The organism is Paenibacillus sp. FSL H8-0317 (genome assembly GCF_045040685.1).
Classification (GTDB): domain Bacteria; phylum Bacillota; class Bacilli; order Paenibacillales; family Paenibacillaceae; genus Paenibacillus.
Genome location: NZ_CP150294.1, coordinates 3,879,915 through 3,904,675 on the forward strand (window position 1 = coordinate 3,879,915; position 24,761 = coordinate 3,904,675).

Here is a 24,761-nt window from a genome sequence, read left to right on the forward strand (position 1 = left end):
AAGTTAGGTTCTTGTTTAGCTATGCTCATTTTAGAGTAAAATGAGAGGGGGATTCCAACGAGAATTCAACTCCAAAATAAGGTTATTATAATGAAAAAGATTCTGTAGATATGATAGGGTGATAGGGATGACATTGGAGAATGCTACGTTTATCGACTGTACTTTTTATAAATGTAGATTCAATGACCGGGTTTTACAAGCGGCGAATATCGTCAATTGCTCCTTTACCGGCAAGCTAGTGGATATTACGTTTGAGGGAAATGGCCACCAAAAGTTAATTGCCAATTTTGAAAACTGCATCCTTGACGATGTTCGTTTTGTGAACTGTGACCTGACGCAATGTATTCCGCCAAAATCCAAAAACCATGTGTATGTTGAACAGGTATCCGCACGTGTGAAAAATGCTCTGACGAAGATAGATGATGACCCTAATCTATCTGACGATGATCGGAAAGTACTTGTACGCAGTCTCCGCAAGCTTGAGCCTATGGAACAATATATTTTTAACACAGCGCATATGAAGAAACTATATGGTGATGTTTTTGTTGAACGATTTTTCAGTAGTCTGGATTGTAACATTGCGTAAATTTAAAAATGGATTGAAGTGAAAGGAAGGGGGCCGCTTTTAGTGACAAAAGTTGCCCTCTTTAATTTCCTCTTGATTAATCTTATTTCCCGCTGGCCCTATCCAAATCAGTTGCCAGATAAATGGAATTCCAGTAATTCAAAATCGATGAAATATCATCAATGGAGGTACGCATTGCAATGTAACCGTCGGGACGAATCAATATGAGTTCTTTATTTGTTACATCGTAAATTCGATAGGCATTACCTGCTGTGTCTATTATACCTTCCGCCGCCCCCTCCACGTGGGATGGCAGGATATAATGCATATGGAGTTCATTGTTGGTGAAGTTCTTCAGCGAAGGATCGATGCTGCTTGCAAAAGCCAAAAGCGTCCAGTGTGGGCCTCGCAATAGGTCAAAGAGACTTCCTGCAAATCCGGTGCCTTGCAGGCCCGTAGCATTAGGAGCACGATCCCCAGGAAATGAACGGGTAGCATTTGTTCGAGCAGAACGACGGATAAGCGAACTTGAGCGATAGGAAATGAGTAGCCCGCTCGTCAGATCGTCGGATATGGTGCTCAAAGTTTGGGACAACCCTCCGCCTTCAGTCGCCGTTCCTATGACCACTCCCATCTTCTTCGTGCTGTCCTCAAGAACAGATTGAGCCACTGGGCGGCGCTCCTCATCGTACGTGTCGAGTAAGGCGGTGTCCGCTCCCCGCATCACAGCCGCCAGCTTCCAGCCGAGATTGTACGCGTCCTGCATCCCCGTATTCATGCCTTGACCACCGGCCGGCGAATGAACATGAGCAGCATCGCCGGCAAGGAAGACCCGGCCGTTGCGGTAACATTCGACCATACGAACGTTGACCCGATAGATGGACAGCCAGCAAGCATCCGTGAGCCGAACACGGTCTGCCCCGGCGCGACGGTCAAACATGGCTTGATACGCCTCTAGCGACGGCTGCTCTGGTTCTTCGATGTCTTCCGGAATTGTAGCCTGCAGTTGCCAAATATCGGATTTTGGCAGCGGCGTCACCCCGACCATCCCCTCCGAAGAAGTCCAGATATGGATATGGTCACGATCTAACCCTTCCAATCGTACATCGCCAAGATACCATCGCTCATGATCGTGTGTTTCCCCAACCAACGGTAAGTGAATAAATTTGCGGATATTGCTTTTGCCTCCGTCAGCGCCGACTACATAACGAGCGCGAATTTGCTCTTCTCCTTGTGGTGTATTCACGGTTATCGTTACACCATCCTCATCCTGAACAAGACTTATGGCTTCCATGCCCAACTCAACTTGACCGTCAAGCACTGCATATCGGTCGCGCAATGCTTTTTCCACATCATATTGAGCAATCCAAACCGGATCACGATAGGGTGTTTCAAGTTCGGGGCTGGCTGCAACGGTAATAGCCGGCTTGTCCACACTCCTGCCATCTGCGGTATAATAACGAACAGGCAAATCCACAACACCTGTGTCAATAATGTAGTGGACGGCCTCCAAATCATCGACGACTTCAAGCGAGCGAGGCTGTATTCCTTTGGCGCGAGAAGCAACGTTAAATAAGGAGCTTCGTTCAATAATACGATGGTTGATGTTTCGACGGGCGAGATCACAGGCAAGTGTAAGCCCTGTAGGTCCTGCCCCGACAATAAGAACATCAACAAAAGACGGCTTGCTATTCATGAATAGAATCCTCCTTGTTCATTGATTTGATATGCTACATTTGCTATACTACACCGTGCAGTGTAATTCGTAAACAGAACGGAACTCTAATTAATTTCTGATGGTATACCTATAAGGGGGCAACGTAAGAATGGATCATACGGAAAACAAGAAAATCCGCAAAGGCTCTTCAGACAAAAGAGCTAAAATTATGGCGGCAGCACGAGACCTGTTTCTTTCCGATGGGTTTGATCGATCCAGCGTTGATGCGGTCGCAGCTAAAGCGGGAGTTTCCAAACGGACAGTTTATGATTATTATGGCGACAAACAGAATCTACTGCTTGCCGTTGTTGAAGAATCCAGTTTGGCGGTTCTTGACATGATTGAGCAAGGGATTTCAGATCACCTCTTGGAATTCGAGGATCTGAAGCAGGCGCTCATCTTATTTTGCGAACAAATCGTAGCTTCTGCGAACGGTTCGTCCGATTACATGGCTTTGATCCGTCTGGTTATGGTGGAAGCCGCCAACCTGCCAGACTCGTTTTTTGATAGGCTGGATAACGCAACTGAAGAGGGGATTATCAGGAGGTTTACAGAGTTTGGACAAACCGGATTGCTCCATGTGCCCGATCCTGAAATGGCTACAAAGCACTTCGCTGCATTAACGTTTTTATTGGTATTTAATCAACCTAGAAAAACAGAGGCATTCGAAGAGGAACAAACCAAACGTATCATCACTGAAGGCGTAAGCGTCTTTCTTAGTGCTTATGGACCTCGTACCGTTTAAAACGAAAATCAACCATCATACTGATTGCGATTTTGTTCAAAAAACACAAAAGGACCGTAAATGTTCATCTTCCATCGATGAATGCTTTCGGTCCTTTTGTGTTTATCCTTAATGAACGACGGTATAGTTCCCGTCTCTCTTGGTTAACGTCTTCGGAAGGCTCCGCCGCGTGCCAGAGCGAAGAAGATGAGCAGAGCAATAATCGAGCCAACGATGGCGGGAATAATATGAAATCCGCCAATCACCGGCCCCCTTGGTCCCAGCAATTCCGTTCCTAACCAGGAACCGATAAAACCCGCAATAATGTTCCCAAGTACACCGCCCGGTACGTCCCGCCCAATCAAGTTGCCGCTTAACCAGCCAATAAGTCCACCAACAATGAGTACCCAAAGCAGATCCATGGATTGTTCTCCTTTCTTCGAGTTTATTACAAGTTATGTTGGGCTGAGTGGAATATATCTCACCTTCCAGTTGGTGGAGGAATCTAAAGTGTCTGTGCTAAGATGGGTTAATAGTTGATTGAAGCTGGTGAAAACAAGGCTAGATAGGGGTGTACAGTTGAAGAAAATCCTAGTCATTGATGATGAAATCGCAATTCGAGATTTAATTGAGCTGGTGCTAAGGCGAGAAAACTACGATGTGCAGACCGCAGAGGACGGCAAAACGGGCTTGCAGCTGCTCGACTCTTTTCAACCCGATATAGTGGTGCTTGATTTAATGCTGCCTGACTGCTCCGGATATGACCTGTGCAAGGAAATCACCGGGAAACGTGCCGTTCCTGTGATCATGCTCTCTGCCAAGAACGAGGTAATCGACAAGGTGTTGGGACTAGAGCTAGGGGCGGAAGATTACATGACCAAACCCTTTGACAACCGTGAATTGCTCGCACGGATCAAGGTCATTCTGAGAAGAAACGAGAGCAAGGAAGAATCAAGTGAAGGAACAGAGGTGAAATCTACACGCATCATTCATGAAGAGCTGACATTTGATCTGGAAAGCCGCAGGGTGCTGAAAAACGGTGTACCCGTGTCTTTAACGGCTAAAGAGTTTAAAATTCTGGAAACGTTACTCAAAAGGCCAGACAAAATCTTTACCCGGGATGAGCTGTTGCAGATCGGATGGGGATATGATTTTATGGGAGACAGTCGCAGTGTGGATATGACCATCATGCGGTTACGGAAGAAGCTGGAGGATAACGCGGACGAACCGAAGTATGTCAGGACGATCTATGGATTTGGCTATCAACTTGGAGGTGGCGAGGCCTGAAGTATGCAACCCGGTTACTGCTGAATTATTTATTTTTCTCCGTGCTGTCCTTTGGCATCATCATTTTTGCGGTGAATAAAGCCATCGATTACTACAGCTTCATTACCATTGAGAAACAGATGATGGAGAAAGCGGATCTGTCCGAGTTGTCCTTCCGTGAGGTGTTGTCGCAACATAGGTCATCTTCAGGAGAGCCCCAGACCAAGGAAATTGTCAGACTTGCTCTAGAGAAGCTGAAAGCTTCAGGCAAGGAAGTACGTATCTATGACAGCTCCAAGCAGTTGCTGGGCCTGGCTGTGGATGGCATCATCATTAATGATGCCAAACCGCTTATTTTTGACAAAAATATAGAGAAAGCCCTGAGCGGCAGTTATACCTACACCGTCACGGAAGATCATCTGCTTTATTTTGCGACGCCCATTCAGGATCAATTCTACGAAAACGCTTATGTGTATGAGTTCGTGGAGGATATTTCCTACTTTTATGCGATTATGGATCAAATCCGTTATATCCTGTTTGTCGGCGCAGGCGGATTTATTATACTGATTACGTTATCCAGTCTGTGGATTGCCCGCAACACAACCAAGCCGATTAAACTGTTGCTTAGCGCTGCGCAAAGTTTCTCTAGACAGGAGTTTCGTAGAGTTCATCTAAACCGGAAGGATGAGCTGGGCATGCTGGCAGATGGGCTGGATTCCATGGGGCGGCAGCTTCATGATTACATTCAGTATCAGAAACAATTTGTCTCCAACGTATCTCACGAGTTAAAAACACCCTTGGCAGCCATTCGTGGTTTCTCTCAATACTTGGTTGAAGGGGAGACTGAGAACAAGGAGCTGCAAAAAATCTATGCTCATCTGCTGCAGGAATCGGATCGGCTGACACGCTTGATTAATGAACTGTTGTTGTTATCCCGATTCGACAAGGCTGGTTCTAACGAACTGGAAGTCGAGACAACGGAAATGAATGAACTTATTCAGGAAGTCACAATGAATATGGGAGCCAAGGCTAAGGATAAAGGTATCGAGATCAGAGTCAGTCAAGTGGAGGAAGAACCAGATGATGAGGGTACGACAAAAGTTTACGCCAACGTGAATCCAATGCTGATGTCCCATGCGATCGCGAACCTTGTGGACAATGCCATCAAATATTCAGGCAGTCCATCGCTAATCGAATTGAAGTTGGAACATACGCCAAGTGAGGTAGTTATACGGATACGTGATCAAGGGATCGGTATCTCGGGCGAGGAGCTGGAGCGAGTGCAGGAACGTTTTTACCGGGCCAAAAATGCTAGCACAGCGAACGGTTCAGGTCTTGGGCTTTCTATTTGCAAGGAGATTGTCGAGCGGTTTAATGGTTATATTGACATGGAAAGTCAAATCGGGGAAGGAACAACCGTTACGATTGTGTTGCCCCGTGCGGAAACACAATCGTAAATAATTAACGTTACAAGATTGGTACATTTCTGTTATGAGACTAACAAATGTTTTATTTATAATCACTTCATAAGAACAAATCACACATTTATGGAGGGATCATGATGAAATTGATAAACAAAGCAACAGGTGTTATCGTACTAGGTGCTCTACTAACGGTGGCATTAGCGGGCTGTCAGTCCAATGATGCTACGCCCCCAGCAACCGGACAGAACACAGCGAATGAACAGAGCAAAGGCGAAGGAGCAACCAATTCTCCTGCGCCTGCTTCCGATAGTTCGGAAGAAAAGGGTACTGAAGCTATTAAAGAAGGTTCGATGGAGAAGGAAGGCAATGTGGTGCTGAAGGAGCTTGCTTTTGTCTATAATGAGCACACCATTGCGATTTCGGATACAGCGAATGAAGACCAGATGGAACAGAAGCTGGGCAAACCGGATAACCTGAAATCTCATACGTACAGTGCCGACGATGGAACCAACATGGATACGTTAATCGGTTTTACAGAAAAGGTCTATACGTATCCTGGTCTGGAGATTAAAACAATCAGTATACCGGAAGGAAAACAAGACTCCATCTTTCATATCGAAATCACAGATCCTAAGTACACGACAGTGCGAAACATTAAAGCAGGAGATAGTCTGGATACACTCAAAGACGCCTACCCCGAGGGGAAACTGCTTGGTGATGGAGCCCCTAATGAGGAAGATGACTACCGTTACGAGCCATCCAATTATGTGGATGTAATGTCGTTTCATATCAAGGATGCCAAGGTAGAGAGCATTCAGATCTACAGCCTTTTGGATTAATATTTAGTCGAAAGACAAGAAGATAGTCCTATTGAAGTCGCTAATTTAGCGGCTTTTTTATTTTATCGGTACAATGGGATGCCATGGCATACACAGGGTAGGATCTGATATCAGTAAAGAAAACGTAACGATTGTCCTAAGTATACGATTGTATAACAAAGCGAAAGGGTCATCCCTCATAGGATGGCTCTAAAACTTGCTGTTACAGACAACACGGAGGACAGTATCGTAAACGAAGAAGGTCGATTGAACTAAAGGGAAACAATAGTTCCATGAAACCAAAGGGGACCGCCGATCAACAGGATCGGCCGGGCAGTAAAGTTTAGTTATAATCAACTTTTATCACCATAAAATAAAGTTCACTTGGTAAAATTGTAAAGTAAAAATCACATTAACTGGAGTGGATACTATGCTTTCTGAAGAAGATTATGCGAAGGTGGCGAAAGAAGCTTTACATCAATACCCAATCTATTGGGAAAAACTTCTGTATCTCGGAAAGAGTGATAATGTTACATTTCAAGTTCAGACCAACGATGATCATCAAAAGTTTCTTATCAAAATCCATATCTCAACAATTTCCATTCAATCAAAAGGGAATATCGCATCAGAGCTTATTTGGCTTGATGCTTTGGTTAAAGATACAAATCTCGTCGTACCTGCACCTGTTAGAAATCTTCAAGGTGATCTGGTAACAGAAATCTCAACTGATCTTAGCGAAAATACAATCATGGCGACTATTCATCATTGGATTCATGGAAGCGTACTTCAAAGAGAGCCAACAAGTAATGAAACTGAAAATTTAGCTCTCTTAATGGCGGCTCTACATAAACATTCTATGCAGTGGAATGCACCTGAAGGCTTTAATAGACCAATATACAATTCTGATCATTTATATTCATCACTAAATCAATTAAAACGGTTAGTAAATTTAGAGCTTATCCCAAGTGAAGTGTTTGTTCATGTGGAAGAGTCAGCACATAAAATAGCAAATGTGATACAAAATTATAAACCTTTGCCAAGTAACTGGGGAGTTATTCATTCTGACCTTCATGAGAGTAACTATGTATTTTATGACGATACTCCTCAACCTATAGATTTTTCGAATTGTGGCTATGGCTTTTATTTATTTGATATGGCTGAAACATTTTTGCATCTTTCATCTGATAATAGGAAAGTATTTATTTCATCGTATAGCAAAGTAAATCAACTGGAAGAGAATTATGTCGAGTTATTAGAAGCATTTTTTATTTGGTCAATCATTAGGACTTTCGCATTCCATTCACTAAATCCAAATGAACAACAATCCTTAGCGGCAAGTTTTCCATCAGTTATTGAAAACTATTTTAGGAAATATCTTAAAGGAGAAAAATTTTTGTTAAACTAAGGAGCAGGAATACAATAAATGGAGGGGTAGAATTGAACAAGTATGTGTTACATATAGTTGCAAGTGTAATTTGCATATTGTTACCTGCTGTTGGTCTCTTATATGTTTTGTGGGATAGCCACCAACCCAAAATAGGTCCTGTAGGAGACGGAAAACCGAATTATCCTTCAATATCTCAATGGATATCTATTGGCTCTTCTTTTATTCTTGGAGTAGTTAATTTGCCTCTTTCCATAATTCGATATAGACAAAAGGCTGAAGAAGATATTAAAAGTTAACGCTTGTTGCGCTAACGTAGAAATTATAATTGAATATACGACGAAAATGAAGCTGCCTGTGTTAGCCGGCAGCCTTCATTACGTTAACGGGCAGGATAGATGAATTTTGTGAATATACGCCAGGTATGCGAACGACAAAAACATAAACAGTTTTCAAACAGGATGTAAAATGATCAGTTCTTGACTGCATGGTCAATAACTGATACATTAATCCCATGAGCAGACCAAGAGAATTTGATGTCGATCGTGTATTACACCAGTCTATGGAAGTGTTCTGGAATCAAGGCTTCAAAGCAACTTCTTATGAGGACCTTACGCGTACTACAGGAGTCAAAAAGCAAAGTTTGTACTGTGTTTTTAAAGACAAGCGATCGTTGTTCCTGAAGGCGCTGGCACTTTACCGTGAACAGGTTATAGCGAAACTGAAACAGATTGAAGCCCTGGATTCGTCTCCCGTTGATAAACTGGATACCTTACGATATTCCCTTTTAGACGATGAAACTAGCTGCCAAGGGTGTCTAATTGTGAATGCATCACTTGAATTCGGAACAGATGACGAGCAGGTCACACGAGAAGCTGAGCTCATGGCAGAAGAGATTCAACTGGTATTAGAGAAGATCATACGTAGTGGCCAGAAACAACAGTTAATTTCCAACCGGTATACGAGTATAGAGCTTGCATCTTATCTAAATAACACCATTCTTGGTGTGAGAGTTATGGAGAAATCAGGTTCATCCCGTGAACAGATCGAGACGGTTCTGCGTACTTCATTTGGCATGATCATGTCTTGATCTTTTTTTGTGAAATTCTTGACTACGAAGTCAAAAATAATTGAAGGCGGATTAATACACCACGAAACCTTGAAGGAGGTGGAGCTTTTTGATAAAAATCGTGTATTGATTCATTTGGAAATAACGTCTAGCTGTTAACCAGGCTGGTTGCTGTTTAACATCTCCTAGGTCAATTTATATAAAACGAAATATGTGGAGGTTATTATGAATTATTCTCAATCCGTAGAAGCATTGTTCCAACCTGTAGAGTTAGGTCACTTGAAGTTATCCAATCGGATCGTGATGGCGCCGATGACGCGTCAATTTTCTCCGGACGGTATCCCGGGTTCAAATGTTGCGGGCTATTACCGCCGTAGAGCAGAGAACGCAGTGGGACTTATTGTAACAGAAGGGACAATAATTAATCATCCGGATGCATCCAATCAAGCCAATGTGCCGCACTTTTATGGCGAAGCTGCAATGAATGGTTGGGCACATGTTGTATCTGAAGTACATGAAGCTGGCGGTCGAATTATTCCACAGATCTGGCATATGGGAGCCAAAGGTCATGTTAATGATTATTCGGAAGCTGAGATTGCTACAATCGTTCAGGAATTCGCACAAGCAGCCTCAGAAGCGAAACGCGTTGGGTTCGATGGTGTTGAAATCCATGGAGCACACGGCTATCTGATCGACCAATTCCTGTATGAGAAAACCAACTCTCGTACGGATCGTTACGGTGGAGATATGTTGGCTCGCACACGTTTTGCAGTTGAAGTGATTGAGGCTTGCCGTAAAGTAGTGGGACCGGAATTCCCTATTGTACTGCGTTTATCTCAGTGGAAGACAGATGATTATCAGGCTAAATTGGCTGAAACACCGGAATTACTGGAGCAGCTTCTCGCACCGTTGGTTCAAGCTGGAGTCGATATCTTCCACTGTTCCACACGTCGTTTCTGGGAGCCGGAATTCGAAGGGTCTGATCTGAATTTTGCTGGATGGACCAAAAAACTGACTGGTAAACCGACAATCACTGTTGGATCGATTGGTCTTGATGGTGACTTTACAAGTCTGTTCACAGAAGGTAAAGGCGCAAGTAACGTCGGTATCGAGGGATTGGTACAACGACTTCAGAATGATGAGTTTGATCTGGTTGCTGTAGGCCGTGCTCTTCTAGTCGACCCTGAATGGGTTAAGAAAATTCAAGAAGGACGTATTGATGATCTGGTTCCATTCACAAGAGAGGCGATGACTGTACTTACTTAATTGCAGTTATAATCATTAGGAATATGTATTAATCAAACACACCTTCAAGATCATCTTGGAGGTGTGTTTGTAATGGCAACCAGAGTGAGTTATCCGGTGGAATTAAAGATGAAAGACATAGAGATGAGACTGGCAGAGGTACCGGTATCGAAATGGAGAATTGCACTGCTTAGAGCAGAACAGGGAATCTTGATAGGCCTGACAGACATCCAATGCAAGTGACGATCTATTCATTAGTGCTAAGTGACAACAAGTGTTTTAGATTGTCATCAATCAATTGATTATCGGCACTGTTGATTCCACGACCGGCAAAATGGCCCCAGATCGATTGAATTGGTTTCAAGACAGCATTAGGTATACGCTTAGCTTCGTATTCATTATCGGCCGCTGTGCAAAAGAGATCCGTGCTTCCCGGCATGATACAAGCATAAGCTTTTATGCTCTGAAGTGCTTTATCAAAGTCTCCGTTATAGGAGGGGTTTGCACTGATATCTGCATGTTGCCCTGTCCATAACATGGCCAGAACATTATGCGGATCCATATTCATAAAGCTATTTTCCCAGACACCAGCTACAAAATCCTCCAATGTGTCAAATCCCATCTCACGGTAATGCTCTTCTCTATAAAATGCATGTGATAGTCCCCATCCTGCATACACCCGACCAACGGCACGCATGTCTGTCGAACTTAGTTGGTTTAATTTACTTGAGTCGAAACCGACTGCAGATAGCAGTGAAGCTTTCACGCCTTCCAGGACCACAAATGTGTGAGGCCAAGGCTTGGCGATGCCTCCGAAAGGTGCGATTCGTTCAACCATCTCCGGGTAACTTGCCCCCCATTGAAATGCCTGAATGCCGCCCATCGACCACCCGACGACGAGAGCAATCTTTTCAATACCGAATTTTTCGGTCAGCAGTTGATGCTGGAATCGAACGTTGTCGTAGATGGTTACCTGTGGAAAGTTAGCCCGATCGAATGGAGGAGGCGTGTTACTGGGTGAGGAAGAGAGTCCATTGCCCAGCAAATTGGGTACGATAATAAAATATTTCTCTTGATCCAGTGCCATCCCGATGCCAATGAGCCATTCATTCTGAATATGCTGATCTCCAAAAGCCGTTGGATAGACAATAACATTATCCTTCTGTTCATTTAATTTTCCGTATGTTTTGTAAGCAAGAAAAGCATTTGGTAACGTCACTCCTGATTGTAAGAGTACATCACCCAAATTAAAAATTTCATAATCCATCGTATAGTCGCTCCCTTCAAAATGAAAAACCACATGTTCACTGTGATCTCTTGTACTCAGTATAGAGCTGTGATACTCTCAATAAAAGTGAATATAATTCATAATAGCATTCAATAAAATTGAAAGATGAAGGGGGGATCATCGGATGGAATTGCGTCAACTGAATACGTTTTGTACCGTTGCAACAACATTGAATTTCACGCGGGCAGCAGAAGCGCTGAGCTACGTTCCTTCCAACGTCACGATGCAAATCAAAGCATTGGAAGACGAGCTAGGTGTTCGCCTCTTCGATCGGTTGGGCAAGCAACTCGCGCTCACAACTGCGGGTAAACGCTTTTTAACACACGCCCAAGGCGTTCTTGAAAAAATGGACGAAGCTCGTAGTGCTGTCCATGATAATAAAAAACTAAGTGGTACCTTAACGATAAGTGCGAATGAGGTTATTTGCTCCTATCGGCTTCCACCTGTCTTCCAACGGTTTCGTTCGCAGCATCCGGGAGTTCGTCTAATCTTCCGCTCAGTTCCGAATCAAGAGCTCAAGCAAACGCTCTTTGAGGGAACCACGGATTTGGTTTATATGTTGGATGAACCCATTCGCTCGAGTGGACTTTCCGTGGAGCCTTTGCTGGAAGAACATTTCCGATTGTTAGCTGCTCCAGATCACCCACTCGCCAAACGAACTGTGCTGCAATTGGAAGATTTTCATGAAGAAGTGTTCCTGACAAATGAGAAGGGTTGTCCCTATCGAACGATGTTTGATCGGTCATTTGAGAAAGAGGGAATTGATAGCATTACATATTTAGAGTTTCAAAGTGCGGAAGCCATTAAACAATGTGCAATTTCAGGCATCGGTATTGCCTTTCTTCCTGAGATCGTCGTGGAATCTGAAGTTGAACGCGGAGAACTTGTTGTCCTCCCATGGCAAATTCCGGACTTGCAGGTATATACACAGATGTTGTGGCATAAAGACAAGTGGCTTTCACCAATGATGTTATCTTTTATAGAAGCAACCAGGGAAGTTTTTGGTTCACAGAATGAGACTAAAACCGTATAGCTCATGTATGAGACATCAAACTGTTGAGCACAGTAAAACGCTGTTGAAAGTGGGTAGACATTATATGATTCCATTAGTATACGACCAGATTAACCATTGGGGAAAAGATGATGAATTTTTCCTTGCATTGTTAAAGAGATTACAAGTAGAATCTATAGCTGACCTGGGCTGTGGAACAGGAAGATGGACTACTCATCTTGTTCCGTGCGGTTATAAAATTACTGCTATAGATCCCAATAAAGAAGCGATTGAAATGGCGCGAGGTAAAGATAATTCTGGAAATGTGAATTGGATTATAGGTGATAGTGCGGATTTGCAAACCAATACCTATGACGCGGTAATTATGACAGCCAATGTTGCACAGGTATTTCTTACAGATGACAGTTGGAAGCGAGTAATCTCAGACGTATTCCGATCCCTAAAAATCGGGGGTCACTTTATTTTTGATACAAGAAACCCTTTGGTAAAAGTATGGGAAGAATGGGAGAAGGACAAAACTCCTGACTTCGCTAAAGATAGACTAAGCGGAGATCCTTTAGAAATTTATACAGAATATGAAGGGTTTGAGGGAGATATCTACACTTTCTATGAAATAGTAAAAAATACCAAAACAGAAAAAGTGTTAGTTCATGAAAAAATGCAGCTGAGGTTTCGAAATCAAGAAGAACTTGATGAGTCGCTGAAACAAATTGGTTTTTCAAAAATAAAAACATATGGTGATTGGGAATTTAAACAAGCAAATTCGGAAAATAGATCGTTTATTTTTCATTGTGTAAAATAGCAGTTAGGAAAAAATGTCGATGAACAGAGACCTGGTCCCATTGAAAGTCGCTATATTAGCGGCTTTTTTATTCCTAAAATAACTACAGACATTGTTCATTCAAATCCATTCAATGAAATTTGTTCATATATGATGAACTGGAGTATGATGGGGGAAGGCAATGCTGATAATCACCATATAATCAATGCCAAGTATAGAGTGTAATTTTATATAGGTCTAAAGCTTTTGGACCCGGCTATACAACACCATACTTCCTTGAAGGGGGACATCTGTTTTGGATGAGCAGTTTCTAGATTTATTGGCCGAGAAATATGATACGGAAGAAAAAATCATAACAGAGATCATCAACCTTGAAGCGATCTCCAATCTCCCAAAGGGAACCGAGCATTTTGTCAGTGATTTGCATGGGGAGTTCCACGCTTTTCAGCATGTACTAAGAAACGGTTCGGGTACCGTCAAAGAGAAAATCAAAGAATTATTCCGGGAGGTTTGGACGGAACAAGAAATCAATGATTTTGCGGCGTTAGTTTATTACCCGGAAGAAAAAATACAGCTGGTTATAGGGGAACTGAGCAATAAACAGGCTTTGAACCAGTGGTACAGACTAACAATTGAACACATGCTTAAGCTTATTTCTTATGCCTCTTCCAAGTATACACGCTCAAAATTGCGTAAAGCTCTGCCGGAGCAATATGTATATATTGTAGAAGAGCTTTTATACAAGACGGATTCGACCAACAATAAGAATCCTTATTACGAGGAAATATATCGGCAAATTATATCCTTGGGCCAGGCGGACAATCTCATTATCGGACTTGCTTATACGACACAGCGCCTGGTCGTTGACCATCTTCATGTGGTTGGAGATATCTATGACCGTGGGCCGTACCCCGATAAAATTATGGATACGCTGATCAACTACCATTCTGTAGACATACAGTGGGGGAACCATGATGTCCTCTGGATCGGAGCCTACGCAGGTTCCCTGGTCTGCCTTGCGAATATTATTCGGATCTGCGCCAGATACGATAATCTGGACATCATTGAAGATGTATACGGAATCAATCTGCGCCCACTGCTAAACCTGGCGGAGAAATATTACGAAGACAATCCATCCTTCAGACCTAAGCTGCAGGCTGGCCATAATGTATCGGAGCAGGAGATTCTGCAGATCACCAAAATTCACCAAGCCATTGCCATGATTCAATTTAAACTTGAAATCCCGATTATCAAGAGACGCCCATACTTTAATATGTCTGAAAGACTTTTGCTGGAGCAGATTGATTACGACAACAATGAAATCAACATCTGCGGTAAAACGTACCTGCTGGAAAACACCTGTTTCGCAACCGTAAATCCGCAGAAACCTGAACAATTGCTGGAGGAAGAACGTCAGGTGATGGAAAAGCTGTTGTTTTCCGTTCAGCATTCCGAAAAGATGGCCAGACATATGAATTTTCTCATGAAAAAGGGCAGCCTTTATTTAAAATACAACGGGAATTTGTTAATCCACGGCTGTATTCCTTTGGCTGAAGAAGGAAATATGGAAGAACTGCAGATTGAAGACAAGACATATGCGGGCCGTCAATTGCTTGATGTTTTTGAAGATTATCTACGTTACGCCTTTGCGCATCCGGAAGAGACAGAAGATCTGGCGACGGATATGGTATGGTACATCTGGACAGGAGAATGTTCCTCGCTCTTTGGAAAGAGAGAAATGACCACTTTTGAACGGTATTTTATCCAAGATAAAGAAGCACATAAAGAGAGAAAGAATCCGTACTACCATTTACGTGAAAATGAAGAGATCTGTCGAAAAATCTTGCAGGAGTTTGATTTGAATCCAGATCATGGACATGTCATTAACGGCCACACACCAGTCAAAGAAATTAGTGGAGAGAGCCCTGTTAAAGCAAACGGAAAAATGATCGTGATTGACGGCGGTTTTTCCAAAGCCTATCAATCCACAACGGGAATTGCCGGATATACCTTGTTGTACAATTCCTTTGGCATGCAACTTGTCGCCCATAAGAAATTTAACTCAAAAGAAGATGTCTTATGTAACGGAACGGACGTGTTATCTCTAAAAAGATTGGTGGACAAAGAACTGGCACGGAAACTGGTGAGGGAAACCAATGTCGGTGAACAGCTGTTACAGAAAATCTCAAATTTGAAGGATCTATTAGACTATCGCGACATGAAATGAAACGATTGCTAAAAATACACATCTGGATCAACCGTTTGAGTGCAATATGACGTAGACGCTCGTATTGGGCAGGGAAGTAATAATACCCAGCCTGTACGAGCCTTTCTTTTGTAGCAGTGCGATCTAACAACGTAGAGGAAATGTGAATTTGCCTTCAATTAGTGGAGAGGAGGAAGATATGGACTACAATTCACCGAAGGAAACAGTGTTTGAGACGAAACGGTTCCGTAGCTGTACCATAGCGGCAGGTCGTCGTCATACCGTTGCTCTTAAATCTGACGGAACAGTAATAGCTGTGGGTGATCATAAATACGGTCAATGTAAGGTAAGCGATTGGTGCCATATTGTCGCAGTTGCTGCTGGTAATGTTCATATGGCTGCGAACACCGGTAATGCACATACCGTTGGTCTTAAATCTGATGGTACGGTAACTGCTATAGGTTGGAATAAGCATGACCAATGTAATGTAAGCGAATGGCGCGATATTGTAACCATTTCGGCAGGTTGGTGCCGTACGGTTGGGGTTAAATCAGATGGCACCGTGGTTGCGATGGGGCGAAATAATGAAGGGGAATGCAACGTGAGCAGCTGGCGTGATATTGTATCGGTCACGACAGGTGACTGGCATACAGTCGGTCTAAAAATAGACGGTACGGTAACAGCGGTTGGTAACAATAAGTATAACCAATGTAGCATAAACGACTGGAGCGACATATTGGCTGTTTCGGCGGGGTATCTTCATACGGTTGGACTTAAATCGGATGGCACGGTAGTGGCTGTGGGAAGAAATAATGATGGTGAATGCGACGTAAGCAGTTGGCGCGATATTGTGGCAGTTTCAGCGGGGAGTTATCATACCGTTGGTCTTAAGTCTGACGGTACAATGGTTGCGGTGGGTTCGAATAAACATCACCAATGCGATGTACGTGGCTGGCACGATATTCGAGCTGTTTCGGCGGGGTGTGCCCATACGATTGGACTGAAATCGGATGGTACGATGGTTGCTGTGGGTGATAATGATTATGGACAATGTGATGTAAGAGGATGGAGTAGCATCCAACAATAAAATGTCGAGGAATAAGAACATATTCCTATGGAAGTCGCTATTTTAGCGGCACGCTTAATATATAATTTTAAATGATCGTTTTGAGTTATAGAAAGTACTCTAAATAACTATATTGACAAATTTAACGCCTTCCACTAAGATAATCGTACAAGTAAATAATGAATATAATCAGGATTGTTACTGATCAGCAGGCAAGACCGATTAATATGCAAACATGTAGAGTATAATTACCATGTGTGCACTATTAATGGTCTTTTTTATTTGCTAAATTCTGTTAACGTTTCATTTTAAAAGGAGATTCGTATGAAAATCACGCGAATTATTAATAATAATGTCGTCTGCGCTGTAAATGAAAGACGCCAGGAGATGATGCTTCTAGGAAGTGGTATTGGTTTTCAGAAGAAAAAAGGAGACGATGTGGACACAGAGAAGATTGAGAAAGAATTTTTCCTGAAGTCCAAAAATGTAACTGGCAAATTATATGCCCTGCTCGCGCAAATTCCGATGGAGTACATCCGTGTGTCCGATAGTATTATTCAATATGCCAAGCAATCCTTGGATAAAGAGCTGAATGAAAATATATATTTGACGCTAACAGACCATATTAACTTCGCCGTATCTCGCTATAAACAGGGAATGAACTTCAACAATGCGTTATTGTCTGAAATTAAAGCATTCTACGCCAATGAGTATCGAGTGGCTTTGAAGGCTTTGGATATGATTAATCAAGAATTCAACATTACGTTGCCTGAAGATGAGGCCGGCTTTATTGCGCTTCATATCGTCAATGCAGAACTCGGATCTGAAATGGAAGATACCATGAAGATCACACAATTGATTCAAAAGGTCTTAAATATTATTCGTTATCAGTTCAAAATTCACTTTAATGAAAGTTCCCTTCACTATTCCAGACTGATCACGCATCTAAAGTTTTTTGCCTATCGTCTGTTTAACAATACGGTGATGAAAAGTAATGATAACGATTTCCTCCATATTATTAAAGAAAAATATAAGCTAGAGTACCAATGTAGTCTAAGAATTGCGCAGTTGATTCGGGTAGACTATGGGAAAGAATTAACCGAAGACGAATTGGTATATTTAACTGTTCATATCAAAAGGGTGACTGATGAAGAAAGGGATTGACCCATCATCGCTCCATAATGACTATACTAGGATTGTTACTGGTGATGCAGGCAAGACCTAGAGTTCCATCGTGTATAGAGCATATCTATATTCGATAGAACTCTAGGTCTTTTTTTGTAAAAAAATACATTGAAGGGGGAACAAAAAATGAAACATGAACAAACGGCTACCGACATTCTAAAACTTGTTGGTGGTGAAAAAAACATTGAAAGTGTTACACACTGTGCTACCAGGCTGCGCTTTAATTTGAAAGACGAGTCGATTGCAAACAACGAAGCACTGAAAAACGTACAAGGAGTTGTGGGCGTTGCCAGTAGTGGAGGTCAGTATCAGGTCATTATTGGTAATGAGGTCAACAACGTCTATAAAGCCCTTGCGCAGCTAGGGAACTTTACAAGCAAGAATGATGCTCCAACAGTGAAAAAAGGAAAAGTCTCTACGGTTCTCGACACGATTGCCGGAATCTTTACACCCATCCTACCGGCGATGATCGGTTGTGCCATGATTAAGGCAGTTCTTCTTATTTTGAAAACCTTTGATCTCGTTGACCTTGACGGTCAATTTAATACGATTATGACTTTCGTCGGGGATGCGGCTTATTACTTCTTGCCAATGCTACTCGCCTGGAGTGCTGCTGTTAAACTTAAAGCTAATGTGGGCTTTGCGTTAACCATTGCGGGTATCTTGTTGCATCCTAGTTTTTCGGCGTTGATGTCTGCGGGTGAGCCTGTTACGTTCTTCGGTCTGCCTGTCACACAAGCGACGTATTCTTCTTCCGTTATTCCAATTATTCTAGCTGTATGGATCCTGTCATATGTGGAACGATTTGCTGAAAAGTATTCTCCTTCCGTGATCAAATCCATTTTGAAACCTTTAGTTGTAATCCTTGTTATGGCACCTCTAACATTAATTGTTCTAGGCCCATTGGGTGCAATTGCCGGTAACTACCTTGCTTCTGCTGTATCCTATGTCAATACACACGCAGGATGGTTAGTGTCTGGTATTATCGGCGGCGCATTCCCATTCCTGATTCTGACGGGGATGCACTATAGTTTGGGACCCGTTGTCCTCACAGCTTATGCACAAACAAAAACCGATGGCATTGTTGGCCCAGGTATGCTCGTACACAATATTGCTCAAGGTGCAGCTGCGCTCGCGGTCGCATTAAGAACCAAAAATAAGGCATTTAAACAAGTTGCATACTCTACAAGTTTAACTGCGCTGTTAGGAATTAGCGAACCTGCATTGTTTGGTGTAAATCTCCGGTTGAAAAAACCACTGATCGCTGTTGTCATTGGTGGTATTGTAGGCGGAATATACGTTGGCTTGTTCGGTGTAGCTCGATCTGCTCTAGGCATTGCCGGCTTGGCTACGTTACCAGCATTTATCACAGATAATCCATGGAACCTAATCCATGCAGCCATTGGTCTGGTCATTGGCTTTGTTGTTACCTTCTTGATGACGCTTATTTTAGGATTTGAAGATGTGCCTGAGGATGGAGAGGATCAACGAGCAACAGCCAATTCCTCTTCATCAAACCGTGTGCCTGTTGTTAGTGTTTCTGAACATGTGCTCATAGCACCAATGACTGGTCGAGTTCTAGAGTTATCAACAATAAAGGACGAAGCCTTTGCAACTGGAGCTATGGGAAAAGGGATCGCCATTGAACCTACAGTCGGAAAGCTTGTTTCACCAGCCGATGGTGTAATATCCGCGGTATTCCCTACCTTCCACGCAATCGGTATTAGCTCGAATAATGGCGCTGAGCTCCTCGTTCATATTGGCATGAACACGGTCAAGCTGAAAGGTGAACATTTCAAGGTACATGTGCAAGAAGGCGATGAAGTAAAAGCTGGGGATTTACTTATTGAATTCGATACAGATGCAATAGCCGCCAAAGGTTATGATCTGACTACACCAATTATCGTTACGAATTCAGATGACTTTACAGATGTAATTGGTATAGACAAACCATCGATTACGATCGGGGAAAAACTAATTAAGATCATATAAGGAGGAATTTCCAATGAAGAACAAAACCGTATTCCCAGACTCTTTTATGTGGGGCGGCGCAACAGCGGCGAATCAATACGAGGGTGCCTGGAACATTGATGGTAAAAAGGCAAGTACAGCAGATATGATGACGGGTGGAACGCATACTACTCCAAGACGGATCACCAAACACATTGAGGAGGGCGTAAACTATCCTTCCCATGAGGCAGTAGACTTTTACCATCATTACAAAGAAGATATCCGTCTGTTTGCAGAAATGGGCTTTCGAAGCTTCAGAATGTCCATTGCTTGGTCCAGAATATTCCCCAACGGGGACGATGTAACGCCAAATGAAGCAGGACTTCAATTTTACGACAAGGTGTTCAGTGAACTGAAAAAGTATAATATTGAACCCATCGTTACGATCTCACATTACGAAGCTCCGTTTGCGCTAACTGAGAAGTTCAATGCTTGGGCTTCCAGAGAGATGATCGACTGCTACGTACGGTATTGTGAGACCATTTTCACCCGTTACAAGGATGTCGTGAAGTACTGGATTACATTTAATGAGATCAATAGTTTAATTGTTCCAGCAGGAGCATATATAGCAGGGGCATTATTAGTTGATGATAGTGGTGTATTTAACAATACGGTTGTGGATAGTACGCAATTAAGATTCCAGGCTTTACATCATCAATTTATAGCAAGTGCAAAAGCTGTTAAGCTTGCTCATGAGATTAATCCGGCGTTCCAAATCGGTTGCATGATTAATTATAGTCATGGTTACGGAAGTACATGTAAACCGGAAGATATGTTGAAGGCTCTGAGAATGGATCAGATTAACAATATGCTGAGCAGCGACGTGCAAGTTAGAGGGGAATACCCTGACTTTGCCAAGAGATATTTTAATGAGAACAATATTCAGATTGAGATGGCAGAAGAAGACGAAGAAGTGCTAAAACAGGGCTGTGTTGATTTCTATAGCTTCAGCTACTACAAATCTCATGTAGTGGGTACCCGCCCAGAGGGTGATGAAACTCAAGGGAATGTCTTTGGTGGATTCAAAAATCCTTATTTAAAGGCAAATGATTGGGGGTGGCAAATCGATCCAGTTGGACTTCGTTACGTACTCAATCATGTGTACGATCGGTATAGAATCCCTATAATGATCGTTGAAAATGGTCTGGGAGCGGTTGATGTCATCGAAGAGGATGGCTCTATCCATGATACGTATAGGATCAATTTCCTGCGAGATCATATCGAACAAATGAGAGAAGCTATCCTCGATGGCGTTAATCTTATCGGTTACACGGCTTGGGGTTGCATCGACATCGTTAGTGCCTCAACTGGCGAAATGGAGAAACGCTACGGATTCATATATGTAGATAAGGATAACGAGGGCAGTGGTACCCTGAAAAGAAGTAAAAAGGACAGTTTCCACTGGTATAAAAAGGTGATTGAATCCAACGGGGAAAGATTGAATTTGGAAACATAATTCGCAATCAGCTGCCTTTATTTAATTAACAGACAGATGGGTCATAACACTTAAAATTCTATCAATAGACCAAGTACTTATCACTTTGTGAGACAAGTACTTGGTTTTTTTGTGCATCAATAATAAAACCAGGGTACTTGATGGCTATCAGAATCATGGGTTCTGGATTAATAATTGGACCCTACGGTATCTCAGCTATGAAGTTGATTCATGCATTGGAACTGCCAATTATGCTGATCTCCGTATTTAAGTATTTGGCTGCTCATTTCGATACACGTTTGTCTTCAATTTTGTATCTGGTGGGCTATCAGTTTACGAGTCAGGTAGGAGCTTCAATCTTGTCACCAATCGCTGGAGTGTTTTATGACATTAGAGGCTTTGCAAATACGTACGTGATTATGGGTATCTTCGTATTTGCCTTCACAACAATTTCGATTTTCACCTTGAAGAGAGAACCGAAAAAGCTGAATCCCAAACCTAACACACACATTAAAACAGCATAGGAGGAAAAGAAATGAGCAATAATACGAAACAAGCTGAGGAAGCTTTAAAACAGTCAGCAGCAAAAATGAACAAACGCTATCGCTTAGGGTATCATATTATGGCACCAGCAAATTGGATTAATGATCCAAACGGATTAATTCAATTTAATGGAGAATACCACGTATTCTATCAACATCATCCATATGATGAGAACTGGGGTCCAATGCATTGGGGTCACGTGAAGAGTAGAGATCTCGTACATTGGGAGCATTGTCCAATTGCTTTAGCACCTGGAGATGCGTGTGACCTTGATGGCTGTTTCTCAGGAAGTGCAGTAGATAATAACGGTGAACTGACACTGATCTATACAGGTCATCAATATATTGACCAACCAAATAATATCTTCAGCCAAAACCAAAATGTGGCCGTAAGTACTGATGGTATTCATTTCACGAAATTAAAAGAGAATCCCGTAATCGCTGAGCCTCCGACAGATAGCTCTCAGCATTTCCGTGATCCAAAAGTGTGGAAGAATGAGGATACATGGTACATGATCCTGGGCAATAGCACAAAAGAAGATCTACCGCGGGTAATTCTATATTCATCTCCTGATCTTAAAACTTGGACCTATCAGGGTGTGCTCCTTCAGGGAGATAAGAGTATGGGCTTCATGTGGGAGTGTCCTGATTTCTTTGAACTGAACGGTAAGCATATATTCATGTTCTCCCCTCAAGGTATTAACGCGCGAGGGGACAAGTACAATAACTTATTCCAGACGGGGTACTATGTTGGCGAATATAATTATGAACGTAATGAATATATACATGGAGAGTTTCTTGAGTTGGACAATGGTCACGACTTCTATGCAGTTCAAACGTTTTTAGATGATCAAGGTCGGCGTATTGCAATGGGTTGGATGGATATGTGGGAATCGGATATGCCTACGAAAGGGGACGGATGGTGCGGAGCAATGACGATTCCGCGTGTAATTACGTTGGACGAAAATAATAAAATGCTTATGAATCCTGTGGAAGAAATGAAGTTACTTCGTCAGAGTAAACATGTTTTGTACCAAAAAGGTACTATTCGTGAAAGTTACTTCGAGAACGTTGAGGCAGATCTGCTCGAAGTGAAAGTTGTTTTCGATCTCACAAAGTCAACTGCAGATCTGGTAGGTTTGAAGCTTCGTGGAACAGGACAGGAAGAAACGGTTATCACTTATTCTATCCCGGATCAGAAACTCAAACTTAATTGTTCCAAATCAGGTAAAAAGACGGATGGAGTACGGCAAACAGCCTTCAAAACTGAGGGGCAGCTGACATTGCAAATATTTCTGGATCGCTCATCCATTGAAATATTTGCGAATGAAGGACAAGCTACGATGACAAGTCGCATCTATACAAGTGAGAAACTGTTAGGCATAGAAGTCATAACGGAAGGCGGAGATGTCTATGTTAATGGGCTCACATGCTGGGAGTTAAACGATATTTGGCAGCAGGAGAAATCGGCGCCGTAACGGTGTCTACAAATATGGCAGGACGCGGCGTTGATATTCGGCTCGGCGGGGTATTTATCCCATTTACATTATCCCAGACCAGTATGTTGCTGAAGTGGATTCGACAAAAGCCTCAAGGTTGGGTTTTAAAATTTATAATAAACACAGTGGGTGCTTTAATCAGCTTTATTGTAGCAATGATGTTTTTCCTGACTAAATTCAATCAAGTGTGGTCAGTGCTAATTTTTCTGCCACTGATTATTCTGATCTTTTACCGTATTCGTAAGCATTATGATGCTGTCGCAGACCAGCTTCGTTTGACGTCTTGCGAGCCCGCAATCCCAATTGAGGGTAACGTAGTCATACTCCCGGTTGCTGGTATTACCCATGTGGTGGAGAATTCATTGATACGGTACAACGCAAGGCCAATGAATCTAATTATCAGGTGACGGTAATTATACCTCAATTTATTCCGAAAAAAGGATGGCAGCATTTTGAAGCAGAAAAGTATCAGTTGTTGTTCTTAAAGTCATTGTAGAAGGAAGCCAACAAAATTGATCTGGGCATACCGCGGGACAAGAAACATTGCCCCAATGAAGTCGCTAAAATAGCGGCTTTTTTATTTTATCGGTACACGTTCTTACCCTCGAGCCGAGGATCAAGAACGTGTACCGCTTAACCGAAAAGAGCAAGATTTGTTCCGACTACGAATAGTAATAAATGATTTCACTTTTTTCTTCATTAGGCTAGCGGGAAGGATAGTTGAAAATGTAGAATGCATGTCAGTCATAACGCTATTGACTTATCATCTACTACGTGATACTTTATAGCAGTAGTAAGTAACACTGCATACCAGTCATACAGAATAGTAAAGGGTGATTGTGCTGGAAAATTTAACGGAAATGCTCAAAGGCGTGCTTGAGGGCTGTGTTCTTGAAATTATAAGCCGCCAAGAAACATACGGCTACGAAATCACGCGGCGACTGAACGCCCTTGGTTTCACAGATGTTGTCGAGGGAACGGTTTACACGATCCTGATCCGGCTTGAAAAAAACAAGTTGGTGGAAACCACCAAGAAACCTTCCGAAATGGGACCGCCGCGAAAGTTTTTCGCGATCAACGAAGCAGGGCATGAGGAACTGCAGAAGTTCTGGGCAAAATGGGAATTCGTATCATCAAAAATGAACGAGTTAAAGGAGAAAAAACAATGAATTTTTGGGATAAAATCACCGGAAACGACATGACAAAAGAATTCAAAGCTTTTGAAGCGCGAGTCAAAAAACTGCCGGCGGATTATCAAGCGGCATGGAAAGAAATTAATGACCATCTTTGGCCACACTCCGATTTTACCGGGCGCAACCTCATGCCAATTTTGGACGGTGTGCTTGGCTTGTTGGAAGAAACCGCAGGGGATGAGCAGCCGATCCAAGAGGTTTTAGGTGACGATATCAAAGGCTTCTGTTCTGCACTGGCTGGCGAAGAAGGGGCAAAATCTTATCGGGACAACTGGCGCAAGCAACTCAATAATAATGTTGTTAAAAAATTAGGTAAATAGGAGGAGAGTATA

At 42.6% G+C, this 24,761-nt stretch carries 23 protein-coding genes and 2 pseudogenes; 22 read left to right on the forward strand and 3 right to left on the reverse strand.

Annotation, left to right across the window (positions count from 1 at the left end; all coding sequences use genetic code 11):
• The first annotated feature begins 127 nt into the window (after positions 1–127).
• Positions 128–586 carry a pentapeptide repeat-containing protein gene (locus MHB43_RS17225; RefSeq protein ID WP_221821414.1) on the forward strand — a complete coding sequence of 153 codons (459 nt, stop codon included), beginning with the start codon at positions 128–130 and terminating at the stop codon, positions 584–586.
• Positions 587–668: 82 nt separating this feature from the next.
• On the opposite strand, the gene MHB43_RS17230 is transcribed toward MHB43_RS17225, so the two are convergent.
• Positions 669–2,261: an FAD-dependent monooxygenase gene (locus MHB43_RS17230; protein WP_405117586.1), complete on the reverse strand. Its 1,593-nt coding sequence runs from the start codon at positions 2,259–2,261 to the stop codon at positions 669–671.
• Between the two features lie 130 nt (positions 2,262–2,391).
• Here MHB43_RS17230 and MHB43_RS17235 point away from each other — a divergent pair, with 130 nt between their 5' ends.
• Positions 2,392–3,027 (forward strand): TetR/AcrR family transcriptional regulator, encoded by a 636-nt coding sequence (locus MHB43_RS17235; protein WP_405117587.1) that lies wholly within the window; start codon positions 2,392–2,394, stop codon positions 3,025–3,027.
• Positions 3,028–3,170: 143 nt separating this feature from the next.
• Here MHB43_RS17235 and MHB43_RS17240 read toward each other — a convergent pair whose 3' ends face one another.
• Positions 3,171–3,428, reverse strand: a complete 258-nt coding sequence (locus MHB43_RS17240; RefSeq protein WP_024630063.1) for a GlsB/YeaQ/YmgE family stress response membrane protein — start codon at positions 3,426–3,428, stop codon at positions 3,171–3,173.
• Between the two features lie 157 nt (positions 3,429–3,585).
• Between MHB43_RS17240 and MHB43_RS17245 the strand changes: the two genes are divergently transcribed.
• The 8 genes from MHB43_RS17245 to MHB43_RS17280 all read left to right on the forward strand — a co-directional run bounded on the left by MHB43_RS17245 (position 3,586) and on the right by MHB43_RS17280 (position 10,455).
• Complete coding sequence (locus MHB43_RS17245; RefSeq protein ID WP_127549319.1) at positions 3,586–4,293, forward strand: response regulator transcription factor; 708 nt, start codon at positions 3,586–3,588, stop codon at positions 4,291–4,293.
• A 71-nt stretch (positions 4,294–4,364) separates the two neighbouring features.
• Entirely contained in the window at positions 4,365–5,729 is a 1,365-nt protein-coding gene (locus MHB43_RS17250) for a HAMP domain-containing sensor histidine kinase (protein ID WP_313771458.1), read from the forward strand.
• A 101-nt stretch (positions 5,730–5,830) separates the two neighbouring features.
• The gene (locus tag MHB43_RS17255) at positions 5,831–6,535 is read left to right on the forward strand and encodes a hypothetical protein (protein WP_405117588.1); all 705 of its coding nucleotides are present in this window, start codon (positions 5,831–5,833) and stop codon (positions 6,533–6,535) included.
• A gap of 409 nt (positions 6,536–6,944) precedes the next feature.
• Positions 6,945–7,919: a phosphotransferase enzyme family protein gene (locus MHB43_RS17260; protein ID WP_405117589.1), complete on the forward strand. Its 975-nt coding sequence runs from the start codon at positions 6,945–6,947 to the stop codon at positions 7,917–7,919.
• Positions 7,920–7,951: 32 nt separating this feature from the next.
• Positions 7,952–8,197 (forward strand): hypothetical protein, encoded by a 246-nt coding sequence (locus MHB43_RS17265; protein ID WP_405117590.1) that lies wholly within the window; start codon positions 7,952–7,954, stop codon positions 8,195–8,197.
• 215 nt (positions 8,198–8,412) lie between these two features.
• Positions 8,413–8,988: a TetR/AcrR family transcriptional regulator gene (locus tag MHB43_RS17270; RefSeq protein ID WP_221821419.1), complete on the forward strand. Its 576-nt coding sequence runs from the start codon at positions 8,413–8,415 to the stop codon at positions 8,986–8,988.
• Positions 8,989–9,192: 204 nt separating this feature from the next.
• Positions 9,193–10,233 (forward strand): NADH:flavin oxidoreductase, encoded by a 1,041-nt coding sequence (locus MHB43_RS17275; protein ID WP_405117591.1) that lies wholly within the window; start codon positions 9,193–9,195, stop codon positions 10,231–10,233.
• A 72-nt stretch (positions 10,234–10,305) separates the two neighbouring features.
• The gene (locus MHB43_RS17280; protein WP_405117592.1) at positions 10,306–10,455 is read left to right on the forward strand and encodes a hypothetical protein; all 150 of its coding nucleotides are present in this window, start codon (positions 10,306–10,308) and stop codon (positions 10,453–10,455) included.
• Between the two features lie 4 nt (positions 10,456–10,459).
• Here the strand turns inward: MHB43_RS17280 and MHB43_RS17285 are convergent, their stop codons facing one another.
• A complete protein-coding gene (locus tag MHB43_RS17285) occupies positions 10,460–11,479 on the reverse strand; it encodes an alpha/beta fold hydrolase (RefSeq protein WP_405117593.1) in 1,020 nt (339 codons plus the stop codon).
• Between the two features lie 145 nt (positions 11,480–11,624).
• On the opposite strand from MHB43_RS17285, the gene MHB43_RS17290 reads away from it, so the two are divergent.
• The 12 genes and pseudogenes from MHB43_RS17290 (at position 11,625) to MHB43_RS17345 (ending at position 24,749) form a co-directional block, all read left to right on the forward strand.
• Positions 11,625–12,533 carry a LysR family transcriptional regulator gene (locus MHB43_RS17290; RefSeq protein WP_405117594.1) on the forward strand — a complete coding sequence of 303 codons (909 nt, stop codon included), beginning with the start codon at positions 11,625–11,627 and terminating at the stop codon, positions 12,531–12,533.
• A gap of 64 nt (positions 12,534–12,597) precedes the next feature.
• Complete coding sequence (locus MHB43_RS17295; protein WP_405117595.1) at positions 12,598–13,314, forward strand: class I SAM-dependent methyltransferase; 717 nt, start codon at positions 12,598–12,600, stop codon at positions 13,312–13,314.
• A 274-nt stretch (positions 13,315–13,588) separates the two neighbouring features.
• Positions 13,589–15,520: a fructose-1,6-bisphosphatase gene (locus MHB43_RS17300; protein WP_405117596.1), complete on the forward strand. Its 1,932-nt coding sequence runs from the start codon at positions 13,589–13,591 to the stop codon at positions 15,518–15,520.
• A 178-nt stretch (positions 15,521–15,698) separates the two neighbouring features.
• Positions 15,699–16,586 carry an RCC1 domain-containing protein gene (locus MHB43_RS17305; protein ID WP_405132439.1) on the forward strand — a complete coding sequence of 296 codons (888 nt, stop codon included), beginning with the start codon at positions 15,699–15,701 and terminating at the stop codon, positions 16,584–16,586.
• Between the two features lie 303 nt (positions 16,587–16,889).
• Complete coding sequence (licT, locus tag MHB43_RS17310; RefSeq protein WP_076216836.1) at positions 16,890–17,729, forward strand: BglG family transcription antiterminator LicT; 840 nt, start codon at positions 16,890–16,892, stop codon at positions 17,727–17,729.
• Positions 17,730–17,876: 147 nt separating this feature from the next.
• Positions 17,877–19,742: a beta-glucoside-specific PTS transporter subunit IIABC gene (locus tag MHB43_RS17315; RefSeq protein ID WP_405117597.1), complete on the forward strand. Its 1,866-nt coding sequence runs from the start codon at positions 17,877–17,879 to the stop codon at positions 19,740–19,742.
• Between the two features lie 13 nt (positions 19,743–19,755).
• The gene (locus tag MHB43_RS17320) at positions 19,756–21,216 is read left to right on the forward strand and encodes a glycoside hydrolase family 1 protein (RefSeq protein ID WP_405117598.1); all 1,461 of its coding nucleotides are present in this window, start codon (positions 19,756–19,758) and stop codon (positions 21,214–21,216) included.
• Positions 21,217–21,332: 116 nt separating this feature from the next.
• Positions 21,333–21,719: pseudogene (locus MHB43_RS17325) on the forward strand (MFS transporter); the annotation flags it as partial.
• A gap of 11 nt (positions 21,720–21,730) precedes the next feature.
• Positions 21,731–23,215, forward strand: a complete 1,485-nt coding sequence (locus MHB43_RS17330) for a glycoside hydrolase family 32 protein (protein ID WP_405117599.1) — start codon at positions 21,731–21,733, stop codon at positions 23,213–23,215.
• Positions 23,203–23,732 (forward strand): annotated as a pseudogene (locus tag MHB43_RS17335) (amino acid permease); the annotation flags it as partial. The gene MHB43_RS17330 and the pseudogene MHB43_RS17335, both read left to right, overlap by 13 nt.
• Before the next feature lie 364 nt (positions 23,733–24,096).
• Entirely contained in the window at positions 24,097–24,405 is a 309-nt protein-coding gene (locus tag MHB43_RS17340) for a PadR family transcriptional regulator (RefSeq protein WP_405132440.1), read from the forward strand.
• Entirely contained in the window at positions 24,402–24,749 is a 348-nt protein-coding gene (locus MHB43_RS17345; protein WP_405117600.1) for a DUF1048 domain-containing protein, read from the forward strand. Before MHB43_RS17340 ends, MHB43_RS17345 begins: the two co-directional genes overlap by 4 nt.
• Positions 24,750–24,761 lie beyond the last annotated feature (12 nt).